The organism is Sphingobacterium athyrii (genome assembly GCF_003071065.1).
Classification (GTDB): domain Bacteria; phylum Bacteroidota; class Bacteroidia; order Sphingobacteriales; family Sphingobacteriaceae; genus Sphingobacterium; species Sphingobacterium athyrii.
The window spans coordinates 292,362-309,359 of sequence record NZ_QCXX01000002.1 but is presented as its reverse complement, the minus strand read 5'-3'; the positions used below and the strand labels follow the sequence as shown (position 1 = coordinate 309,359).

At 39.7% G+C, this 16,998-nt stretch carries 14 protein-coding genes; 5 read left to right on the top strand and 9 right to left on the bottom strand.

The genetic code is table 11. From position 1 onward, the window contains the following. From DCO56_RS07720 to DCO56_RS07695, 5 genes are all read right to left on the bottom strand, one after another. Positions 1–990: a lysylphosphatidylglycerol synthase transmembrane domain-containing protein gene (locus tag DCO56_RS07720; RefSeq protein ID WP_108633178.1), complete on the bottom strand. Its 990-nt coding sequence runs from the start codon at positions 988–990 to the stop codon at positions 1–3. Continuing rightward, on the bottom strand, positions 980–1,933 hold the full coding sequence (locus tag DCO56_RS07715; protein ID WP_108633177.1) for a CDP-alcohol phosphatidyltransferase family protein: 954 nt from the start codon (positions 1,931–1,933) through the stop codon (positions 980–982). The genes DCO56_RS07720 and DCO56_RS07715 overlap by 11 nt, the downstream gene beginning before the upstream one ends. Beyond that, positions 1,914–2,807, bottom strand: a complete 894-nt coding sequence (locus tag DCO56_RS07710) for an ATP-grasp domain-containing protein (protein ID WP_108633176.1) — start codon at positions 2,805–2,807, stop codon at positions 1,914–1,916. The genes DCO56_RS07715 and DCO56_RS07710 overlap by 20 nt, the downstream gene beginning before the upstream one ends. A 4-nt stretch (positions 2,808–2,811) precedes the next feature. After that, positions 2,812–3,552: a nucleotidyltransferase family protein gene (locus DCO56_RS07705; RefSeq protein ID WP_241254778.1), complete on the bottom strand. Its 741-nt coding sequence runs from the start codon at positions 3,550–3,552 to the stop codon at positions 2,812–2,814. A gap of 197 nt (positions 3,553–3,749) precedes the next feature. Continuing rightward, on the bottom strand, positions 3,750–5,078 hold the full coding sequence (locus DCO56_RS07695; RefSeq protein WP_108633174.1) for an inositol-3-phosphate synthase: 1,329 nt from the start codon (positions 5,076–5,078) through the stop codon (positions 3,750–3,752). Between the two features lie 557 nt (positions 5,079–5,635). Between DCO56_RS07695 and DCO56_RS07690 the strand changes: the two genes are divergently transcribed. Continuing rightward, the gene (locus tag DCO56_RS07690) at positions 5,636–7,495 is read left to right on the top strand and encodes a CocE/NonD family hydrolase (RefSeq protein ID WP_108633173.1); all 1,860 of its coding nucleotides are present in this window, start codon (positions 5,636–5,638) and stop codon (positions 7,493–7,495) included. A gap of 116 nt (positions 7,496–7,611) precedes the next feature. On the opposite strand, the gene DCO56_RS07685 is transcribed toward DCO56_RS07690, so the two are convergent. Continuing rightward, complete coding sequence (locus DCO56_RS07685) at positions 7,612–8,820, bottom strand: CynX/NimT family MFS transporter (RefSeq protein ID WP_108633707.1); 1,209 nt, start codon at positions 8,818–8,820, stop codon at positions 7,612–7,614. Positions 8,821–8,973: 153 nt separating this feature from the next. Between DCO56_RS07685 and DCO56_RS07680 the strand changes: the two genes are divergently transcribed. The 3 genes from DCO56_RS07680 (at position 8,974) to DCO56_RS07670 (ending at position 12,571) form a co-directional block, all read left to right on the top strand. Then, complete coding sequence (locus DCO56_RS07680; protein WP_108633706.1) at positions 8,974–9,753, top strand: helix-turn-helix domain-containing protein; 780 nt, start codon at positions 8,974–8,976, stop codon at positions 9,751–9,753. Positions 9,754–10,604: 851 nt separating this feature from the next. Continuing rightward, positions 10,605–11,915, top strand: coding sequence for an NYN domain-containing protein (locus DCO56_RS07675; RefSeq protein WP_108633172.1), 1,311 nt, complete (start codon positions 10,605–10,607; stop codon positions 11,913–11,915). A 293-nt stretch (positions 11,916–12,208) separates the two neighbouring features. Then, entirely contained in the window at positions 12,209–12,571 is a 363-nt protein-coding gene (locus DCO56_RS07670; RefSeq protein WP_108633171.1) for a hypothetical protein, read from the top strand. Between the two features lie 120 nt (positions 12,572–12,691). Here DCO56_RS07670 and DCO56_RS07665 read toward each other — a convergent pair whose 3' ends face one another. Then, positions 12,692–13,357, bottom strand: a complete 666-nt coding sequence (locus DCO56_RS07665) for a DUF2625 domain-containing protein (protein WP_108633170.1) — start codon at positions 13,355–13,357, stop codon at positions 12,692–12,694. 223 nt (positions 13,358–13,580) lie between these two features. On the opposite strand from DCO56_RS07665, the gene DCO56_RS07660 reads away from it, so the two are divergent. After that, positions 13,581–14,117: a YfiT family bacillithiol transferase gene (locus DCO56_RS07660; RefSeq protein ID WP_108633169.1), complete on the top strand. Its 537-nt coding sequence runs from the start codon at positions 13,581–13,583 to the stop codon at positions 14,115–14,117. Between the two features lie 70 nt (positions 14,118–14,187). Here DCO56_RS07660 and DCO56_RS07655 read toward each other — a convergent pair whose 3' ends face one another. Both DCO56_RS07655 and DCO56_RS07650 read right to left on the bottom strand, forming a co-directional pair. Next, positions 14,188–14,412, bottom strand: coding sequence for a hypothetical protein (locus tag DCO56_RS07655; RefSeq protein WP_108633168.1), 225 nt, complete (start codon positions 14,410–14,412; stop codon positions 14,188–14,190). 8 nt (positions 14,413–14,420) lie between these two features. Then, on the bottom strand, positions 14,421–16,994 hold the full coding sequence (locus DCO56_RS07650) for an SEL1-like repeat protein (protein WP_108633167.1): 2,574 nt from the start codon (positions 16,992–16,994) through the stop codon (positions 14,421–14,423). Positions 16,995–16,998: the final 4 nt, after the last annotated feature.

The window sequence follows — 16,998 nt, the reverse complement described above, 5'->3', positions numbered from 1 at the left end:
TTATTTCTTTTTAACTAAACTCATCCAGCCCAAACCGATAATGATCCAAACGATTTCCCGGATTCTGGTTACAATTCCCATAAAAATACCGACAGAAGCCGGTAGGCCGATGCTCATTACTGCCATCGCCAACCCACCTTCACGTGTCCCCAACTGCATCGGGAAGAAAAATACCAAATTGGCGAATAAAGAAGATCCAGAACTAATGATCATGGCATCAATAAAATCTATATTGATATCCAAGGCCAGACCGATAAAATAAATCTCCAGACAGCCGACTACCCGAGCAACAAATTCCCAGAAAAGAGCCGTATAAAATCGGCCCCTACGGTTTTGAAATAAATTCTTGACTTGTTGATCAACATCATTCAGTGTCTCGAACTTCGCCTCCAGCAGATTATTGATTTTCTTTCCGACCAAAGGCAAACCTGACAAAGCTCTCAATAACGAAACCGTAATTCCCTTTTTATAGAATTTGGTAAACAACCAGGTACATACGATGGCCATCACAAAAATTACGGCACAGGCGACATCGACTAATGTACTGGCCGGTACAAACCAGAGAATCAGAAAAACAGACACTACCCAAAATAAAATATGGGATAGAATATGCATAACACCATACAAAAGAACGGATGAACCTGCTTTTGAACCACCAACATAATTTTTAAGCTCAATAATTCGGTAAGGCTCCCCCCCTAGTGCGACAAATGGTGTAATGTAATTAATCGCATACCCCGATACCGTCAATTGCAATACTTTCCAAAAAGGAACATCGGTCTGCGGCAATTGCGGTTCCTGAATAATCGCTTTAAACGCGATGGCATTCATCCAGTAGAGGACAGCCCAGCTACCCAGTACCGGCAAAAACCACCAACCGATTTTCTCCAGATTAGTCCAAATCTCCTCAACTCCCATCGCACGAATCATATAAGCCAAGGTGCCTATACCAATCAGCATAAAAAGGACCTTATAGATTTTACTCCCCATAGGTTGGATCGTTTGTTAACTTATCTACAAAATAACCACTTACCTTTTCCTGTCTGTTGCACATATAGATTAAGATTGGATTTAATACAAACATGTCAAAGAAAAAGTAAATCCATGGTTGCCCGATAAACAACCAAACGAAGAGAAAGATTACCCGGGTATTGAACTGTACAATATTGGTGTATTTCATCAATGGCTTATTTTTCATTCTAAAATCAACCATCAATTGTTTTGGCAAGTCGTCTTTATATCGTGATTTGACGATATGCAGCAGTTTCTGCAATTTTGGGGATAATTTTTCCTGATTTCGGGTATACCCCATGTAACCGTTCAACACAAATTTGCTGAAAAAGTTTTTCTTCCAGGAAAGCGCATCGTAATCAACTTTCAAATCGCGTGTATTATCCAACTCACTACCAGCTTTACCCTTAATAAAAAATAGGTGGACATTACGATAATAGTCGGCCATTGCAGATTGTATCATATGGGATACTCCGGCAAGGATACAGAACACCCATAGCCAATCCGTCCAGCCTTCGTTGATACTGCGCAAACAAATAGCGATATGAATGGATGCAAACCAAAAATCACCTGCAAAACCATCCAAAATTCGACCAAAACGACTCTTATTATCTGTCATTCGTGCCAATTGTCCATCTGCGCTATCCAAGGAGTTCGCGAAGATCAGCAGCAACATCCCGATCACATTTATCCATAAATCGCCATAATAAAATAGAATACCCGCAGCAACACCAAAGAAAATACTTATAATAGTCACTGCATTGGGTGTAATCCCGATTTTAGCGCATATCTGTGCAATACGAAATCCAATAGGCCTATAAAACCAGATATCTATTTTTTCTTCGGTATCGTTGGATTTTAAAGATTGTTCGAATGCACTCAAATTCTGTTCTTCGACTACATTAACTTGTTCTCTCTGCATTTTGGTTCTTTTCAGTAAATTTATGGTAAACCATTTGCGCAATGGCTTCAGCGGCTTCGGCTCGACAAGGGGCAAAGCTTGGCCAATCATTTAGATCAATAATATGAAAATCTCCGTTTGGATCGATTATTACATCACCGCCATAGATATGGACATCCAACACTTCTGCTGCGCGGTTGGCTACTTGCTTTAAATCAGCCAAATCAAACGGAAAATGCACAACTTCATCATTAATTTGCTCATACAAATCATATTTATGATGATTGTGCTCGTAGGGATAAAAATAGAAAAAGAAATCGGTGTCCCTCACTGCATAAAACTTGAGTAAATCCCCAGCCAAATGTTCAGATATTACCGCTTCTTTAATTCCCCGAAGGGCGTATTCGTTCAAGATATGCTGTGCTTCTTTGAGGCTAGCAGCAAAGGTAACGTCCTCTTTATGGATGGCATGGAAATCGCCGCGTTTGATCCAGACGCCTTTCCCCTTCAACTTTTCAAAAATTGACTGCATATCTGCGACGGTAGAGATAACAATACTTTTAGGGTATGGAATCCCACCTTCCAACAATTTGAGTGTCATGTTTTTTCGAAAGCAGTTTTCAATACCAAAACCTGAATTCAATACATGAACACCATTATTTTGAAGTGATTGCAGCTTCTTAACCAAGGTTTTTGTTCTTCCCATCGTCAGGATATTTCCCTGTTTGACGGAATCAGAAGCTAAAAATTCATCCTCATTGCAAATTTCAACGGCTGCACCTTTTTCGGTTAATTTTAGCACAACTTCGTTAAATATTGCAGCATCATTCCCCACGTGATTGGGTGAAAAGCGATTTTTACGCGTCACGCCTAAAATAGAAATCATTTCGCTCATTTTATTAACTAACTTCCTCACTCAAAAACCGTTCCGCTACAATGCGATCCTTTAAGTGATCGATATCCACCACCTTCTCGAATACAAAAGCGTCAACGTTCAAATCGTTTTCTAAAAGCGCACGTTGAAAATTACGCATCCTGGAATTTCCGGCGGCGACAGAGCGGAGTGCGCAGTCCATCGCAGCCTTGCGAAAGCAATAAATCCCTCCCGAAACAAATTTTGTCCCGGCTGTGGCCTTGTCCAAAAATGCTTCCACATGTAATTCATCGTCTGTATTCACATAAAGTGGGCTCTCGTCATCCACAAATGGTGTCACAGCCATAAAGGCGTCTGCATCTGACTTCTGATGGAAAGCGGTGAGGTATTCGTGAAATTCGTGGGGTCTAAAAACAGTATCTGTAGTCGTCAGACAGCAGGAAGTCCAAGCAGGATTGTTTTTGACCAACAAAGCAAAACTATGCAAAGAACTGGGGGTGTCCTCCTCGATCAGGATGATAGGGAGTTCAAATGCTGTATGTGTTAAAAACGTCTTCAATTCAGGTGATTGTCTATTGATAATAACATGCACTTGCTGCGCACCTTCTTTAGCAAAAACGCGAATCAATCGTTCAATCAATGGAACTCCATGTAAGGGTAGCAAGGGCTTAGGTAAATTAAACCCCTCTTTTCGCAATCGAGATCCTTCTCCCGCCGCAATAATAGCAAATTCCATTCCTTCTAATTGCAAAATAAAATCATTCATTAAAAAAGTAAAACCCCTGTCACCATGCTAGCGTTTGCAAACGCAAAAGTTTACAGCGGGTTATTGGTGGGTAATTATTTGGTAGCATCCCTATCCTATTTTTTAATAGCGCAAATCCGGAGGCCACGATATAATTATCCCGAAGAAAAAGGGGAAGAATCACCCGAAGTAATTGTTCCCCTTTTTATAAAGGTAATCTATTGAATACTATCTACTAACTCTTGGTAATAATCCAGTCCCAAATGAGTAATCAAGTCCTCGCCCATAATGTGACGCAAGGTATTTTGCAATTTCATTAATTGCTTGAAGATATCATGCTCAGGAGGTAAACCCGGTGCCGTTTGTGGTGATTTCAAATAGAAAGACAACCATTCTTGGATACCTGACATACCAGCACGTTGTGCCAAATCAATAAACAATGCCAAATCCAAAGCAACTGGAGCTGCCAAAATTGAATCTCGGCACAAGAAGTTGATCTTGATTTGCATTTTGTAACCCAACCAGCCAAAGATATCGATGTTATCCCAAGACTCTTTGTTGTCTCCGTGTGGAGGGTAGTAATTGATCCGTACCTTGTGGTATAAATCACCGTATAATTCTGGGTTCTTTTTCGCATCAAGAATTTCTTCCAATACGGATAATTTAGAAACTTCTTTTGTTTTGAAGTTTTCTGGATCATCCAATACCAAGCCATCGCGGTTACCCAAGATATTTGTAGAGAACCATCCTTCTACCCCTAGCGCTCTTGCCTGAAGACCAGGAGCAACAATTGTTTTCATCAATGTTTGACCTGTTTTGAAGTCTTTTCCAGCAATTGCAACGCCATGTTCATGAGCTAATTCTACAATAGCAGGAACATCACACGTTAAGTTAGGCGCACCGTTAACATAAGGAGCACCCTCTTTTATAGCCGCATAACAATAGATCATGCTAGGTGGAATACGTTGATCATCATTATCCAAAGCCTCTTCTAACTTTGCAATTGTTGAGAAGGCTTCATTTGTCTCAATATAGCGTTCAGTAGAACCACACCATACCAATACGACACGGTCTAAGCCGTTTTTTTCTTTAAATTCACGGATATCACGTTGTACGGCATCAGCCAACTCACGACGTGTCTTTTCCGTTTTAATGTGTGTACCGTCTAAATTCTTTACAAAATTGCGATCAAAGACAGCTTTCATCGGCTGAATAGCTTCCAGTTCAGCTTTTACGGCATCAAGTTGACCTTGTTCCAATACCTGTGCTTTTGAAGCTGCTTCATAGACGTTATCTTCATAAACATCCCAACCACCAAAAACTACATCTTCCAACTTTGCCAAAGGGACGAAATCCTTTATTAATGGATTTCTATTCTCCGTGCGCTTACCTAAACGGATTCTGCTCAACTGCGAAACAGATCCTATCGGTTTTGAAAAACCCTTGTTTATAGATGCCACACCAGCGATCAATGTTGTAGCCACAGCACCCAATCCCGGAATAAGAATACCCAATTTGCCATTGGCATCTTTCACTTGTTGTCCCATATTAATTCTATATACTTAATTTGTTATTTAATTGATGTTTTATGATAAAATAATTCTTAAAATTAGCTTAAAAAAACATATTTCACACCCATTGTCACTTTATTTATAAAATCGTGACAATTGCTTTTTCAAGGCCTATTCGAATACAAAAGAACTACAATAAAATACGATTCCGACCGAAGTCGTCATCACTCATCTCATTGAAATTTAAGTCATTTGAACATACCTTGAAAAATAAAATATAATCATAACTAATTTTACTCAATATATTAACATTAAAAAACTAATCCAAATACAATTCAAAAAAAGTTATTCTTTCTAAAAAATTGGTCAATTTTTCTTTTTGTAATCCATATAAATATGACAATAAAATTGGAAAATGATTTCGGGAGCATTACCTTTAGGCTTAAATTAATGCAACCATCGTGAGCTCAAATCAGCTAACAAAACCGAAAATAATTTCGCTCATGATAGCTACATTTCCATTAAGAAAACAAACCGAGTGTAAAGAATCCATGTAAAACATGATAAATCGACATTCCTAAATCATTATTTAAATGAAAACTACAATTTCGTTTCTGGCTTTAGCACTTGTTACGGGAAGCCAGCTACATGCACAGACGACCACAGATTCCGCTTATGTCAGGGATCATTATGAAAAAACCGAAGTAAAGGTTCCGATGAGAGATGGTAAGAAATTGTTTACTGTGATCTACAGCCCCAAAGACAAATCCAAGAAATACCCTGTTTTATTGAATCGAACACCCTACACGGTAGGCCCTTATGGCCAAAACGAATACAAAAAGAGTTTAGGCAACTTTCCTGCAATGATGCGGGACGGTTATATCTTCGTCTATCAGGATGTGCGTGGAAAATGGATGAGTGAAGGCGATTTTGAAGACGTTCGTCCCACAAACCTCAGTAAGGATAAAAAAGCGATTGATGAAAGCACGGACACTTATGACGCATTGGAATGGTTACAAAAAAACCTGAAGAATTATAGTGGCAAAGCGGGGCTTTATGGTATCTCTTATCCGGGATTTTATTCTACGGTCGGACTGATCAAAACGCACCCGAGCCTCAAAGCTGTTTCGCCACAGGCTCCGGTAACAGATTGGTTTATCGGTGATGATTTCCATCACAATGGTGTTCTATTCTTGCAGGACGCTTTCACATTTATGTCGACCTTTGGCGTTCCGCGCCCTAAACCAATTACGCCGGATCAATTTAACAGTAAGATTCAGATCAACGAAGTGGATAAATACAATTTTTTCCTTGAAGCCGGAACCGCCAGAGAACTCAAAGAAAAATATTTTGGCGATTCTGTCCTATTCTGGAATAACCTCTTTAAGCATCCGAATTACGATGACTTCTGGAAAAGCCGTGTCGTCACCAATTATCTACAGGACGTGAAACCGGCAGTCATGGTCGTTGGTGGCTTTTTCGATGCCGAGGATGCTTACGGAACATTTAAAACTTATCAATCCATTGAAGAAAAGAGCAAAAAAAACAATTCAATTCTGGTTGCAGGCCCTTGGTATCATGGTGGCTGGGTACGTGCAACAGGAGATTACTTAGGTGACATCCAATTTGAGAAAAAAACAAGCGTCACCTACCAGGAAAAATTTGAACAACCATTTTTCAGTCATCATTTAAAACAAGAAGGAAGCTTCTCTCCCGCCGAGGCCAATATCTTTATTTCCGGAAGCAATGAATGGAAGCAATTTGAACAATGGCCACCAAAGAATGTCGAAACAAAAAAGCTTTATTTTCAGCCACAGGGTAAACTTGGTTTTGAGAAAGTTCAACGTACAGATTCATGGGATGAATATGTAACTGATCCCAACAAACCGGTTCCGCACCAAGGCGGATTAATCCAGAACCGTACCCGCGAGTATATGGTCGATGATCAACGTTTTGCAGCCAGCCGTCCAGATGTCATGGTCTATCAGACAGTACCATTGACGGAAGACATCACGATTGTCGGGCCGATCAAGAATTTTCTAAAAGTAGCATCAACTGGTACCGATGCGGATTATATTGTTAAACTCATCGATGTCTATCCCAACGATGCGCCGAATTTTGATGGAAAACCAATGGCGGGATACCAGATGATGGTCAGAGGAGAGATCATGGCGGGCAAATATCGAAATGGCTTTGACAAACCGCAACCATTGACACCGGGCATGGTGGAAAAAGTAGACTTCGTTATGCCTGATGTTGCCCATACCTTTAAAAAAGGACATCGTATCATGGTTCAGGTGCAAAACTCGTGGTTCCCATTGGCTGAACGAAATCCGCAAGTATTTATGGAACCCTATACAGCGACCAAAGCCGATTTCCGTAAGGCTACACAACGCATTTTTCATGATGTCAACAATGCGACCTATATCGAATTTGATATCTTAAAAGATTAAGGCTAACTGATCACTGGATACCTGGTAGCGAAAATCAACCAGTCGCAAAACAGATTCGGGCCGATATTTAAGAATATCGGCCCGAATCTGTTTTATGAAGCACTGTTTTTACTGTTTCAAGATTCTTCCACGAATTTGTTTTCCGCTGCTTTTATTCCTGTAATCAATAGGAGGATAATGCTACCGGCAAGAAAATAAAAAGAGTAATTCCAAGAGGGATCAACCTCGTGCAGTTTTCCAAAAATTGGTGGACCAAATGCAGCTATCAGATAACCGACCGACTGTGCCATTCCCGAAATTTTAATTGCATTTGCCGTGGTTTTTGCCCTTAAGCTAAAAAAGAGAATAGAAAGGCTAAAAGACAAACCATTGGAAAGTCCGAGCAATACGGCCGCAACATAAATCCCCTCAAGCTTAAACAGAAAGAAAATCAGTATACTGCCCAACATGCCAGCCGCAACAGCAACAGCCATTAACCGCTGATCTTTCATCCGGTGTGCAATAATAGGTCCGAAAAACATAATGGGAATCATCGCAATCTGAATCAGAAATAACAACCATCCCGTATCTTTAGCCGCCATTCCATAGTCGACTAATACCTTAGGTAACCAAGAAATCAAGCTATAATAAACCAATGATTGAATACCCATAAATATACTGATATACCAAGCCAATCTGGATCTAAAAATATGGCCAATACTGCTCTTAGATTGCTGCTTTTGGCCGGGAGCAGTATCTTTCGGTCCAGCGAATTGATCAAAAAAGACAGCGATAATTGTGAATATGGCCAATATGCCCCACAGCCCTAAAGAACCTTGCCATCCCAATCCTGTCCATTCCCCAATACGTAGGCTAAAGCCCGATGCAAATGCCGCGGTCAGATTCATTGCTACGGCAAAAATTCCCGTCATCAGTCCGATATGATGGGGGAAACTGGTTTTAATATAACCCGGTGCCACCACATTACCCACACATATTCCTAATCCGATCATAACAGAACCTACAAATAAAGAGCCTGTATCACCCCATACCCTGACAATGATCCCAACAGCGAGAATGATCAGCCCAAACAACAAAAAGCGATGCATGCCCAGAACATGAGAATACTTACTAACAGCAACCGAGCAAGTCGCAAACATAAAAAGAGGAATGGCGGTCAATAGACTGCTTTGAAAACTGTCCAATGTGAGGACCTCGCTGATCTGTCCCAAAACAGGTCCCACTGCTGTAATCGGCGACCTTAGGTTCGTGGACACCAAAATAATGACAAATACAGATAACCAGCTCCAGGTGACAGTATTTGATTTGTGTAAATTGCTATTCATAGAAATTAATTGTTTCTTGTGCATAATGCACACTGAATCCATTCCGCTGTGAAGCGGCAATATATCTTTATGGATTTCCCTACCATGATGATTTGCTGCAAAGATATGTTCAGTCATTTAATTAAATTTGCCATTGATTTAATTTATAACGACATGAGCTGTTCGAATCATATTGAAACAATTGAAGGGATCGAAAAATCTAATTTTGTCTGGTTTGAAGAAAACTGGATTCACGACAATGCCTTGCATACCCATCGGAAGGCACAGCTGATTTATGTCGAGCAAGGTTTCCAATACCTTACTGTGGCAGGAAAAATGTACCTACTCCCCCAAAATCATGTTGCATGGGTTCCCTCGAATGCGTTACATAAGACCAATTCGCATTCGGAAAGCATCAAGTTAATGATCCTTTTTTTCGATATCGAACAAGACGATCCATTTTTCGAAAACGTTCAGATATTTGCAGCCCCGAAAGTATTACGGGAAATGATCCGCTATGCTGAAAAGTGGTCAAAATTAACGGAAGAAAATGAAAACGAAAAAATCTTCCTGCGCGCGCTTCTCAACGAGCTCCCCGCATTCGGAGCGCGGTTATTACATTTGGAAATTACGCTGCCGAATGAAAACAGATTGCAGACAGTTTTAAGTCACTTGCATGACCACTATACCCATCCCATCAAAATGGAAGAGATTGCCCTGTTATCCAACCTTTCCTTACGTACCATCGAACGATTGTTTAAAAAAGAAACAGGAATGACACTTGTCAAGTACCAACAATTGCTTCGGATCATTAAAAGCCTTGAGCTTTTAAGTATAGGCGAACTGACCATATCTCAAATCGCTTATAAAGTGGGCTATCAAAGCATACAAGCTTTCACCAATAGCTTTTATACCGTTATGGGCTATCGCCCATCTGCATTTATTCAGCGTTGATCACCGGTAGCACGCTCTCGGCAGCGCGTCTTATATCATTTTAATTTCATCTGCTTTTTTTCAAACTTCTTCGACCATGACCTGCTCCATTGCGAAACCTTCCGTACCATATTTGGTAAAGGAAAATACCTGATTGATACCAACTTTTATAATAACCTAGTAATTACTGGGGTTTTACAGGGGGTTTACAGGGGTATAACAGGGGTATATCCCTTTTATACCCCTGTTAATATGGTTTAAATATAGTGTTATTTCGATTTTAAATACGGTTTTGGCCTTATCTTGATATAAAGTTGGATCACGGTAATTATCAAGTTTATAAATGTGGTTTCGAATTAAAATCTGAAACAGTGGTCAATTTTTACCTAAGATCATATACCGGCAATACGGATATGGCGAACTTCAGATGATCATTATGTTTGAAATCAGGATAGCAAACGGAGTCTGTAGTTTTTTAGCCACAAAAATAATTGCTCAATAAAAAAAAATTAAACAATACTTGCATAAGTGTGAAAAACACACTATCTTTGTATCATCATAATTTAGGTTTATAATTGGTTATTTAAGGTTTTCATTCTCCCCGTTTGAAAACCTTTTTTTGTTCCTACGCTTCTTCCTATTAAGCGCTATTTGATGTTCCTCTTCCGATGTTCTTGTTATCATATTATTCATAAAAGAGGATAGGAAATCTTTCAAAATAGTGTCCCTCAGAAAATCATCACTCAAATTAAATTTTCAAAAAATTCAATAATTCTTCAACAATAACGTATTTTTAACCGTATGTTCAAAAAATAGGAAAATCCTATTGGTGGCGTACACATAATAATACATCGAAATATAATTAAACATATATGGCAGAACATGGGGATTTACAAATCGCAATATTAATCGATGCGGATAATGTTTCTTATCGAAAGATCGAAGAAATTCTGAACGAAGTCAAACGCTACGGTATTCCTACGATCAAACGGATCTACGGTGACTGGACAAATCCCTATGTCGAAAAATGGAAGGATAAGCTCCTCACCCATGCGATCACCCCTATCCAACAATACAGTTACACTCAGGGCAAAAACTCCACGGACTCGGCACTCATTATTGATGCGATGGACATCCTGCATTCCGACAGGGTTGATGGGTTCTGTATTGTATCAAGTGACAGTGACTTTACTAGGCTGGCGACACGGTTAAGAGAATCCGGCAAATTGGTGATCGGTATCGGAGAGAAAAAGACGCCGAAGCCTTTCATCGCTTCTTGCGACAAATTTATTTATGTTGAGATCTTTGAAAAGAATCCAAAGAAAGAACCTAACACAAAGAAAAAACAGCAAAATCAGCCCAAACCTGTCCCTGTAGACAATCCAACCAGTATAGCTGTGCTTGATGAAGAGACGCTGGAATTATTAAAAGATACTGTTGATGACACCGCAGATGAAAATGGCTGGGCATTTTTAGGGGAAATTGGCAGCCTTTTCAATAAAAGAAAACCAGATTTTGATGCGCGAAACTATGGTTACGATAAAATGTCCCACCTTTTTAAAGCCTATACAGAAGATTTTGAAATTGAAGAACGTAATACGGACAAATCGCGTATAAAACATTATTATATTCGAAATATTATCAAAAGACCTTTATCTGCCGCCGCCCCTTCACCAACCGCTGAAGACAAAAAAACAGTATCGACTACTGATGCAAAATCGCAGGAAGTTTCGACAAAACCTGCCAATCAAAATGCAAGAAAAAAAGGCCGCCAAAATAAAAAGCCTCAAGATACAGTGCCAGCGGAAAATCCTCCGAAAGAGGTTGCGGCAGTTCAACAGAAAGATGAACAACAAGTAGTAGAAAACATAGCTCAAAATGATTCTCCCAATCGTATGTTATTTCCAGCAGCAGGAAATAAAATTACAGCGGATGATGCAAAAAAATCGCAAATCAGAATTACGAAAGATTTTAAGCCTTTATTTCCAGCAAAATCACAAAAGCTCCGGATCGTGATCGATTCCAATGAGTATGAATGCAATTTCACTTACCGTGGTCGTGGATTCCATGTCCTTAAACTAGGGAAAGAAGCAGCTACACAGCTTGGACTTGCAGAAGGAATTCAACTGGAGATAACGAAACTCAACGAGCATACCTATGCGCTCCAAAATCAACCCAGCTAGGATGACTTTTTATTGAGTAAAAAAAGACATGATTGCTGATCGAAGGAAAAGATAATCGTTCGGTCAGCAGTCAATATAGATTCTCCTTCCCTTCTCGCTCGCTATAAAATTCCCTGAAAACAGCTAGAATATCCTTCCTATTTCCAGTTATATTTGTAACTATCCGAGAGGCTCCAATTTTTTGGGGAAATAATCTACGGTCTAAAAAGAATTCTTTACGTGCTAGATGGTTGGTCTGATTGCCGAAATGTAAATCTTCGATGATGAAAATGAGTCTATATTTTGTAATAACAATGTTTTTATCTATTCTCCTGTTGCTAGCCTGTGATCCTGTACGAACGATCCAGATTGAAGCAAAGAAAAAGGATATACATATTTTAGTATACCTGAAATCAACTGACAGCAAGCACGTCGGAATTTCTTCGAAAACAAATCCCATTGATGTATCCCTGCATACGAATCCGCAATTCAGGCAGCATTTTTCAATTGGAAAATGGGATGGAACCTCGATTAAATACTTATTGGTCGATCAAATTGATTCGATAGTCATGCTAAACAGACAGCAAAAACAAGCTTATACAACGCCGATATCTATTCAACAATATTTAATATCTAAACGAAAGACGTTTTCAAAGCATGTAATCCAGATAAAATAATCTGTTTATGTCCAATAAAATCGTCTATCTCGCACATGGACAAGCTGGTTCGCTGATAAATTTCCAACTAAACCAGCGTTAGGAAAACGGTGACCATCAAGCCTGCTAACTGCTAAAAAGCTATCTTCCACCAGCAAATTCCATTGTAAAATGGTAGTTTTCATCGATCGGAACAACGTTTCTATCAACCTTCCGAAAATCGCGGGCCTGTTCCGTCCACAAAAAAGGATAAAATGAAAATACTTGATTACCATCCAATTTTTGCACATCATTGGCCCAATCCTTCCATTTAAATGTTTCATAAAATTGACGGATATCCCCCTTCAGTGTCCAATAAATAAAATCAGAATAGCCGCACTCTAAGCTTTCCCATTCCAAGGTATCCTGTGCAAAATAATAGACCTGTCCTATGCCCTCGCCCAAAGCCCCCGCATTAATCGCAAAATAGCCACCCAAAACATCATCGGCAATTAATAGAAAACCACCTTTCTCTCCTTCTTTGTCAAAACTCTTTCCTTTGTTCCACTCCATAATACCCCGATTCAATTTAACTGAACCCGAACCCAATATCCGTAGCCACCCATTGTCAATCAGTATTCCTCCGGTTTGATGAATTATAGCGCCCATAGGTGATTTTGTAGTGATCTGAGCTCTTAGCAGCTCCTCATCTGCACGTTTTGCATTTCTGGGCAGTACCTCATAAGGATTGCTAGCTCCCTTCATCCATTCTTCGACCAGGCTCCATCCTGAATCTGTCGGATTAATCAACTCATTTAAACTCTTCATTCCTTGTGCTTTATATCCAAAACAAACCGTCCTTACCTATTTTCCTAACTCATCGATTATAGAAAAAAAATAAAGTGATGCATCTCGAATTGCCGAAATTACCATAATTCTTCCTGTCATCCAAATCACATAGGTAGGTTTATTAAAGTCCAAAAGATGATCTGACCGTTACTTTACACATAAAACATACGAACCTTCAAGCAATTTTCGTTAAATTTAAACCATGCAACATGAATTAGAAAAACTTCGGTATCCCATAGGCCGCTTCGCCGTACCAGATCAGATTAACAAGCAATTATTGAGCGATTGGATAAAAACAATTGCAGACTTCCCGACCCGCCTAAAATCGGAAGTCAGTGACCTACCGGATAGTGCATTGGAAAAACGATATCGCCCAGATGGCTGGACGATCAGACAAGTGGTGCATCATTGCGCAGATAGCCATATGAATAGCTTTGTCCGTTTTAAGCTAGCCCTGTCAGAAGATGACCCTACGATAAAACTCTATGAAGAAAACCTATGGGCCGAACTTCCAGATGCAAAACACAATCCGATAGAAAGCTCGCTGCGTCTATTGGAAGGTTTGCATCAACGTTGGGAGATTCTTTTGAAAAGTCTAAGTGATGAGCAACTTGAACGTGCCTTTATTCATCCCGTTACCAAACGATATATTTCACTTAAAGTAAATATTGGATTATATGCCTGGCATTGCAACCACCATCTGATGCACATTCTCAATGCAAAAAATAGATCAGTCTAACGATAAAGTCCTATTTTCAGGAGCAGAGTCTACCCAACGACAAAAGCTCCTGAATCAAGTTGTGTGCGAACTACAATGATTGTACCCACATCATAACGATTAAAGCGCCCAATGCAAGACCTATAATCCCCGAAATCAAAAACGTCCGCAGATAATAGCCGAACGTTTTGGTCTTTTTCTGGATAATATGGATAATCCCCACAATCAGGGAATAACCTGCACCTACGCCAAAAAATAGCATAAAGGCTATGTCGATCAGCATACCTGTGAAATCTAAATTCGCAGAAGATAACATCGTGCAGATTATTTTTTCTTTTTAAACAGTTTACTAAAAAAGGATGAACTACTATTTCCTGTAGGTTCGTCCTGTGCTTCTACTCCCCCACTTTTCTCATTCGCCCAAATCAACAATTCGGGTTCAATATCCAATTCGTGTTGTCGGGCAAAGTCCGACCAATAGGCGTGTTTTTCCTGATCCATAAAATTGGGATCATTTTTATAGTAACCCAATAAGCTTTCTGTAGCAGACTCATAGACACTATAATGATTTGCCCGCTCAAAATAATGAATGGCTTTTTTGCTGTCCTTTTTAAATTTTAAACCCGCATCATACATCAAACCGTAATAAATGTTAGAATAGCTATTCGCTTTATCTTTCTTCAGATAAACAAGTAGACGGTCATAGTCATCTAAACTATAATAAATCGAGGCAATATTGCCATTATTTTCAACCAGTTTCAATTCCGCTTTTTTGTAGTAATCCAATGCTTTTTCAAGATCTTCTTCCACGTAGGTCCCACTAAAATAGAAATAACCCAGATTGGATAATGCATAGCCATCCCCAAGATCAGCCGCTTTGGTATAGGCCTCAAAAGCTTTTTTTAGATCCGATGTATAGCCTATTCCATGCTGGTAAAGATAACCGATGCTATTCCAAGAAGCTGCATACCCCTTTCCAGCAGACCGCTCATAGTATGCAATTCCTTTTTTCAGGTCTAGAAAACGCTTATTTTCATTATCGGTATCCGTATAGATATTACCAAGTTCATACATACTGCTTTCATTGTCCTGATCAGCTGAAAATGTAAAGTAACGGATAGCATTTTCGACGTCTCCATTTCTACAGCAATCCATGGCCATGTGATACAATGTATAGCTATCATAGGCAGATTCAAAATCTACGCCCCGATCCGATTTCCACTGCGTAAAAAAATGGTCAAAAACCTCAAGTTCCTTTCCTTCCAGCTTGTCCAATGCCTTGATATAATATCCATATTGATCTTGGGGCACCTCTTCCAATCCTTCATATCCTTTATTAAACAGTTTGCCGTCACGCAACATCATTAGATCTTGATAATGTCTTACACTACCACAGATGAAATCGAAGGATTCACTCAGTTCTTTGCTATCAGTATCGTAGTAATAATACCCGCCCACCTGATCTTGCAGGATAAAATAGTCCATCAGCGCGTAGCTGATTGTGGCATAATGTGCTGACAATGGAAGCAGCCAGCTTTTAGTCTCAGTGTGATAGATTCCTCTTTCCGATTCGGTTTCAATGATATAACAATTATAGGCACCATTACCAAAATTTGCACCTCCCTGTATAGATTTAATCGTCAGATCTTGCAGAAGAAAATCCCGACTGGCGAGGTCATACAGAAAATATTTGCCCGCTGTAAGGTAATACAATGCACTGAGCCCATTCATGGCATTTAGCACAGCCACATCTTTTACCAAAAGGGAACCGTCTGCCGCATGGACTGATTTCTTTTTTTTATTGTTTAAATTGACCGCGTAGAAATCAAACAACAATTCGTTTAAAACCCCTTCTGGATACTCGCCCAATAGAGCACCCTGATTGGAATAATATTTACGTAGTTTGCTGTTCGCTATTGGTTGGTAAATAAAGCCCTCGTAGTCTATTTCAAAAGGCTCATCGGAGCTCGTCGTATTCAAGCCCTTACCTTCAGCATCGATAATGTCATATTTTCCATCCAGCTGTCCCTGGTAGAATCCATAAGCAAAATCGTCCAAAACCGCATAGTTCAAGGGAATAATTGTAGCTCCAGTCTCCACGTCCACCAAGCCATATTTGCCCGCTAAACTCACTTTTCCTACAATCTTACCACGGCCGCTCTGTACAGGCTCTGCAGAGGCGTACATACAAGGGATGGTCTCTTCGCCCTTTCTATTTATATAGCCAAACAAGCCTTCTTTCTCAACAACTGCAAAGCCATTGTAATCAAAGTCTCCGATCTCGTCATAACAGGGTTCGACTTTCACCTCACCCTTCGCATTCCGGATCCCCCAACATCCGCTTTCTTCAAAAAACTGGTTATCAAGGCTATCAATCGCTTCCCCATTCCACCAGCCCAATCCATAGTTGCTCCACTCAGCTTGTAACATCGCTAAAAAGGAATCATAACCTGAGCGGCTCAAAATAGGATAAAGCGCTGATAACGACTGCTTCTCTATTGCTTTTTTGTAATACAGGTTCTTCTCCTGAATTTCAAATGCAAAATCCTTTGCTTGTTGGCTGTGTTTGACCTCAGACATATTAAAAACATCACGCGCATTGATCTGGAAGCATTCAAATGGAAGTCCATGCAGAAAATCGAACATTTTTTCGATGGTCAACAGGACAGCAGCATTGGATATCAAGTTATACTCCTGTATAAGCAGATCGTAGAATTTCCTTAATTTTAAAACACCCGCTTCTTTTTCAGCATATACCAAGGTACCTTTCGCTTTTGGATTTGCGGCAAACAAAGGCAGCAACAAATCTGGAATGACATAGTTCCATTCACCCAAATAAGCATGGAAATACTCCTGATCTTTTTTATCTGTGTTATAAATATAAATTCGATGTGCCATATTC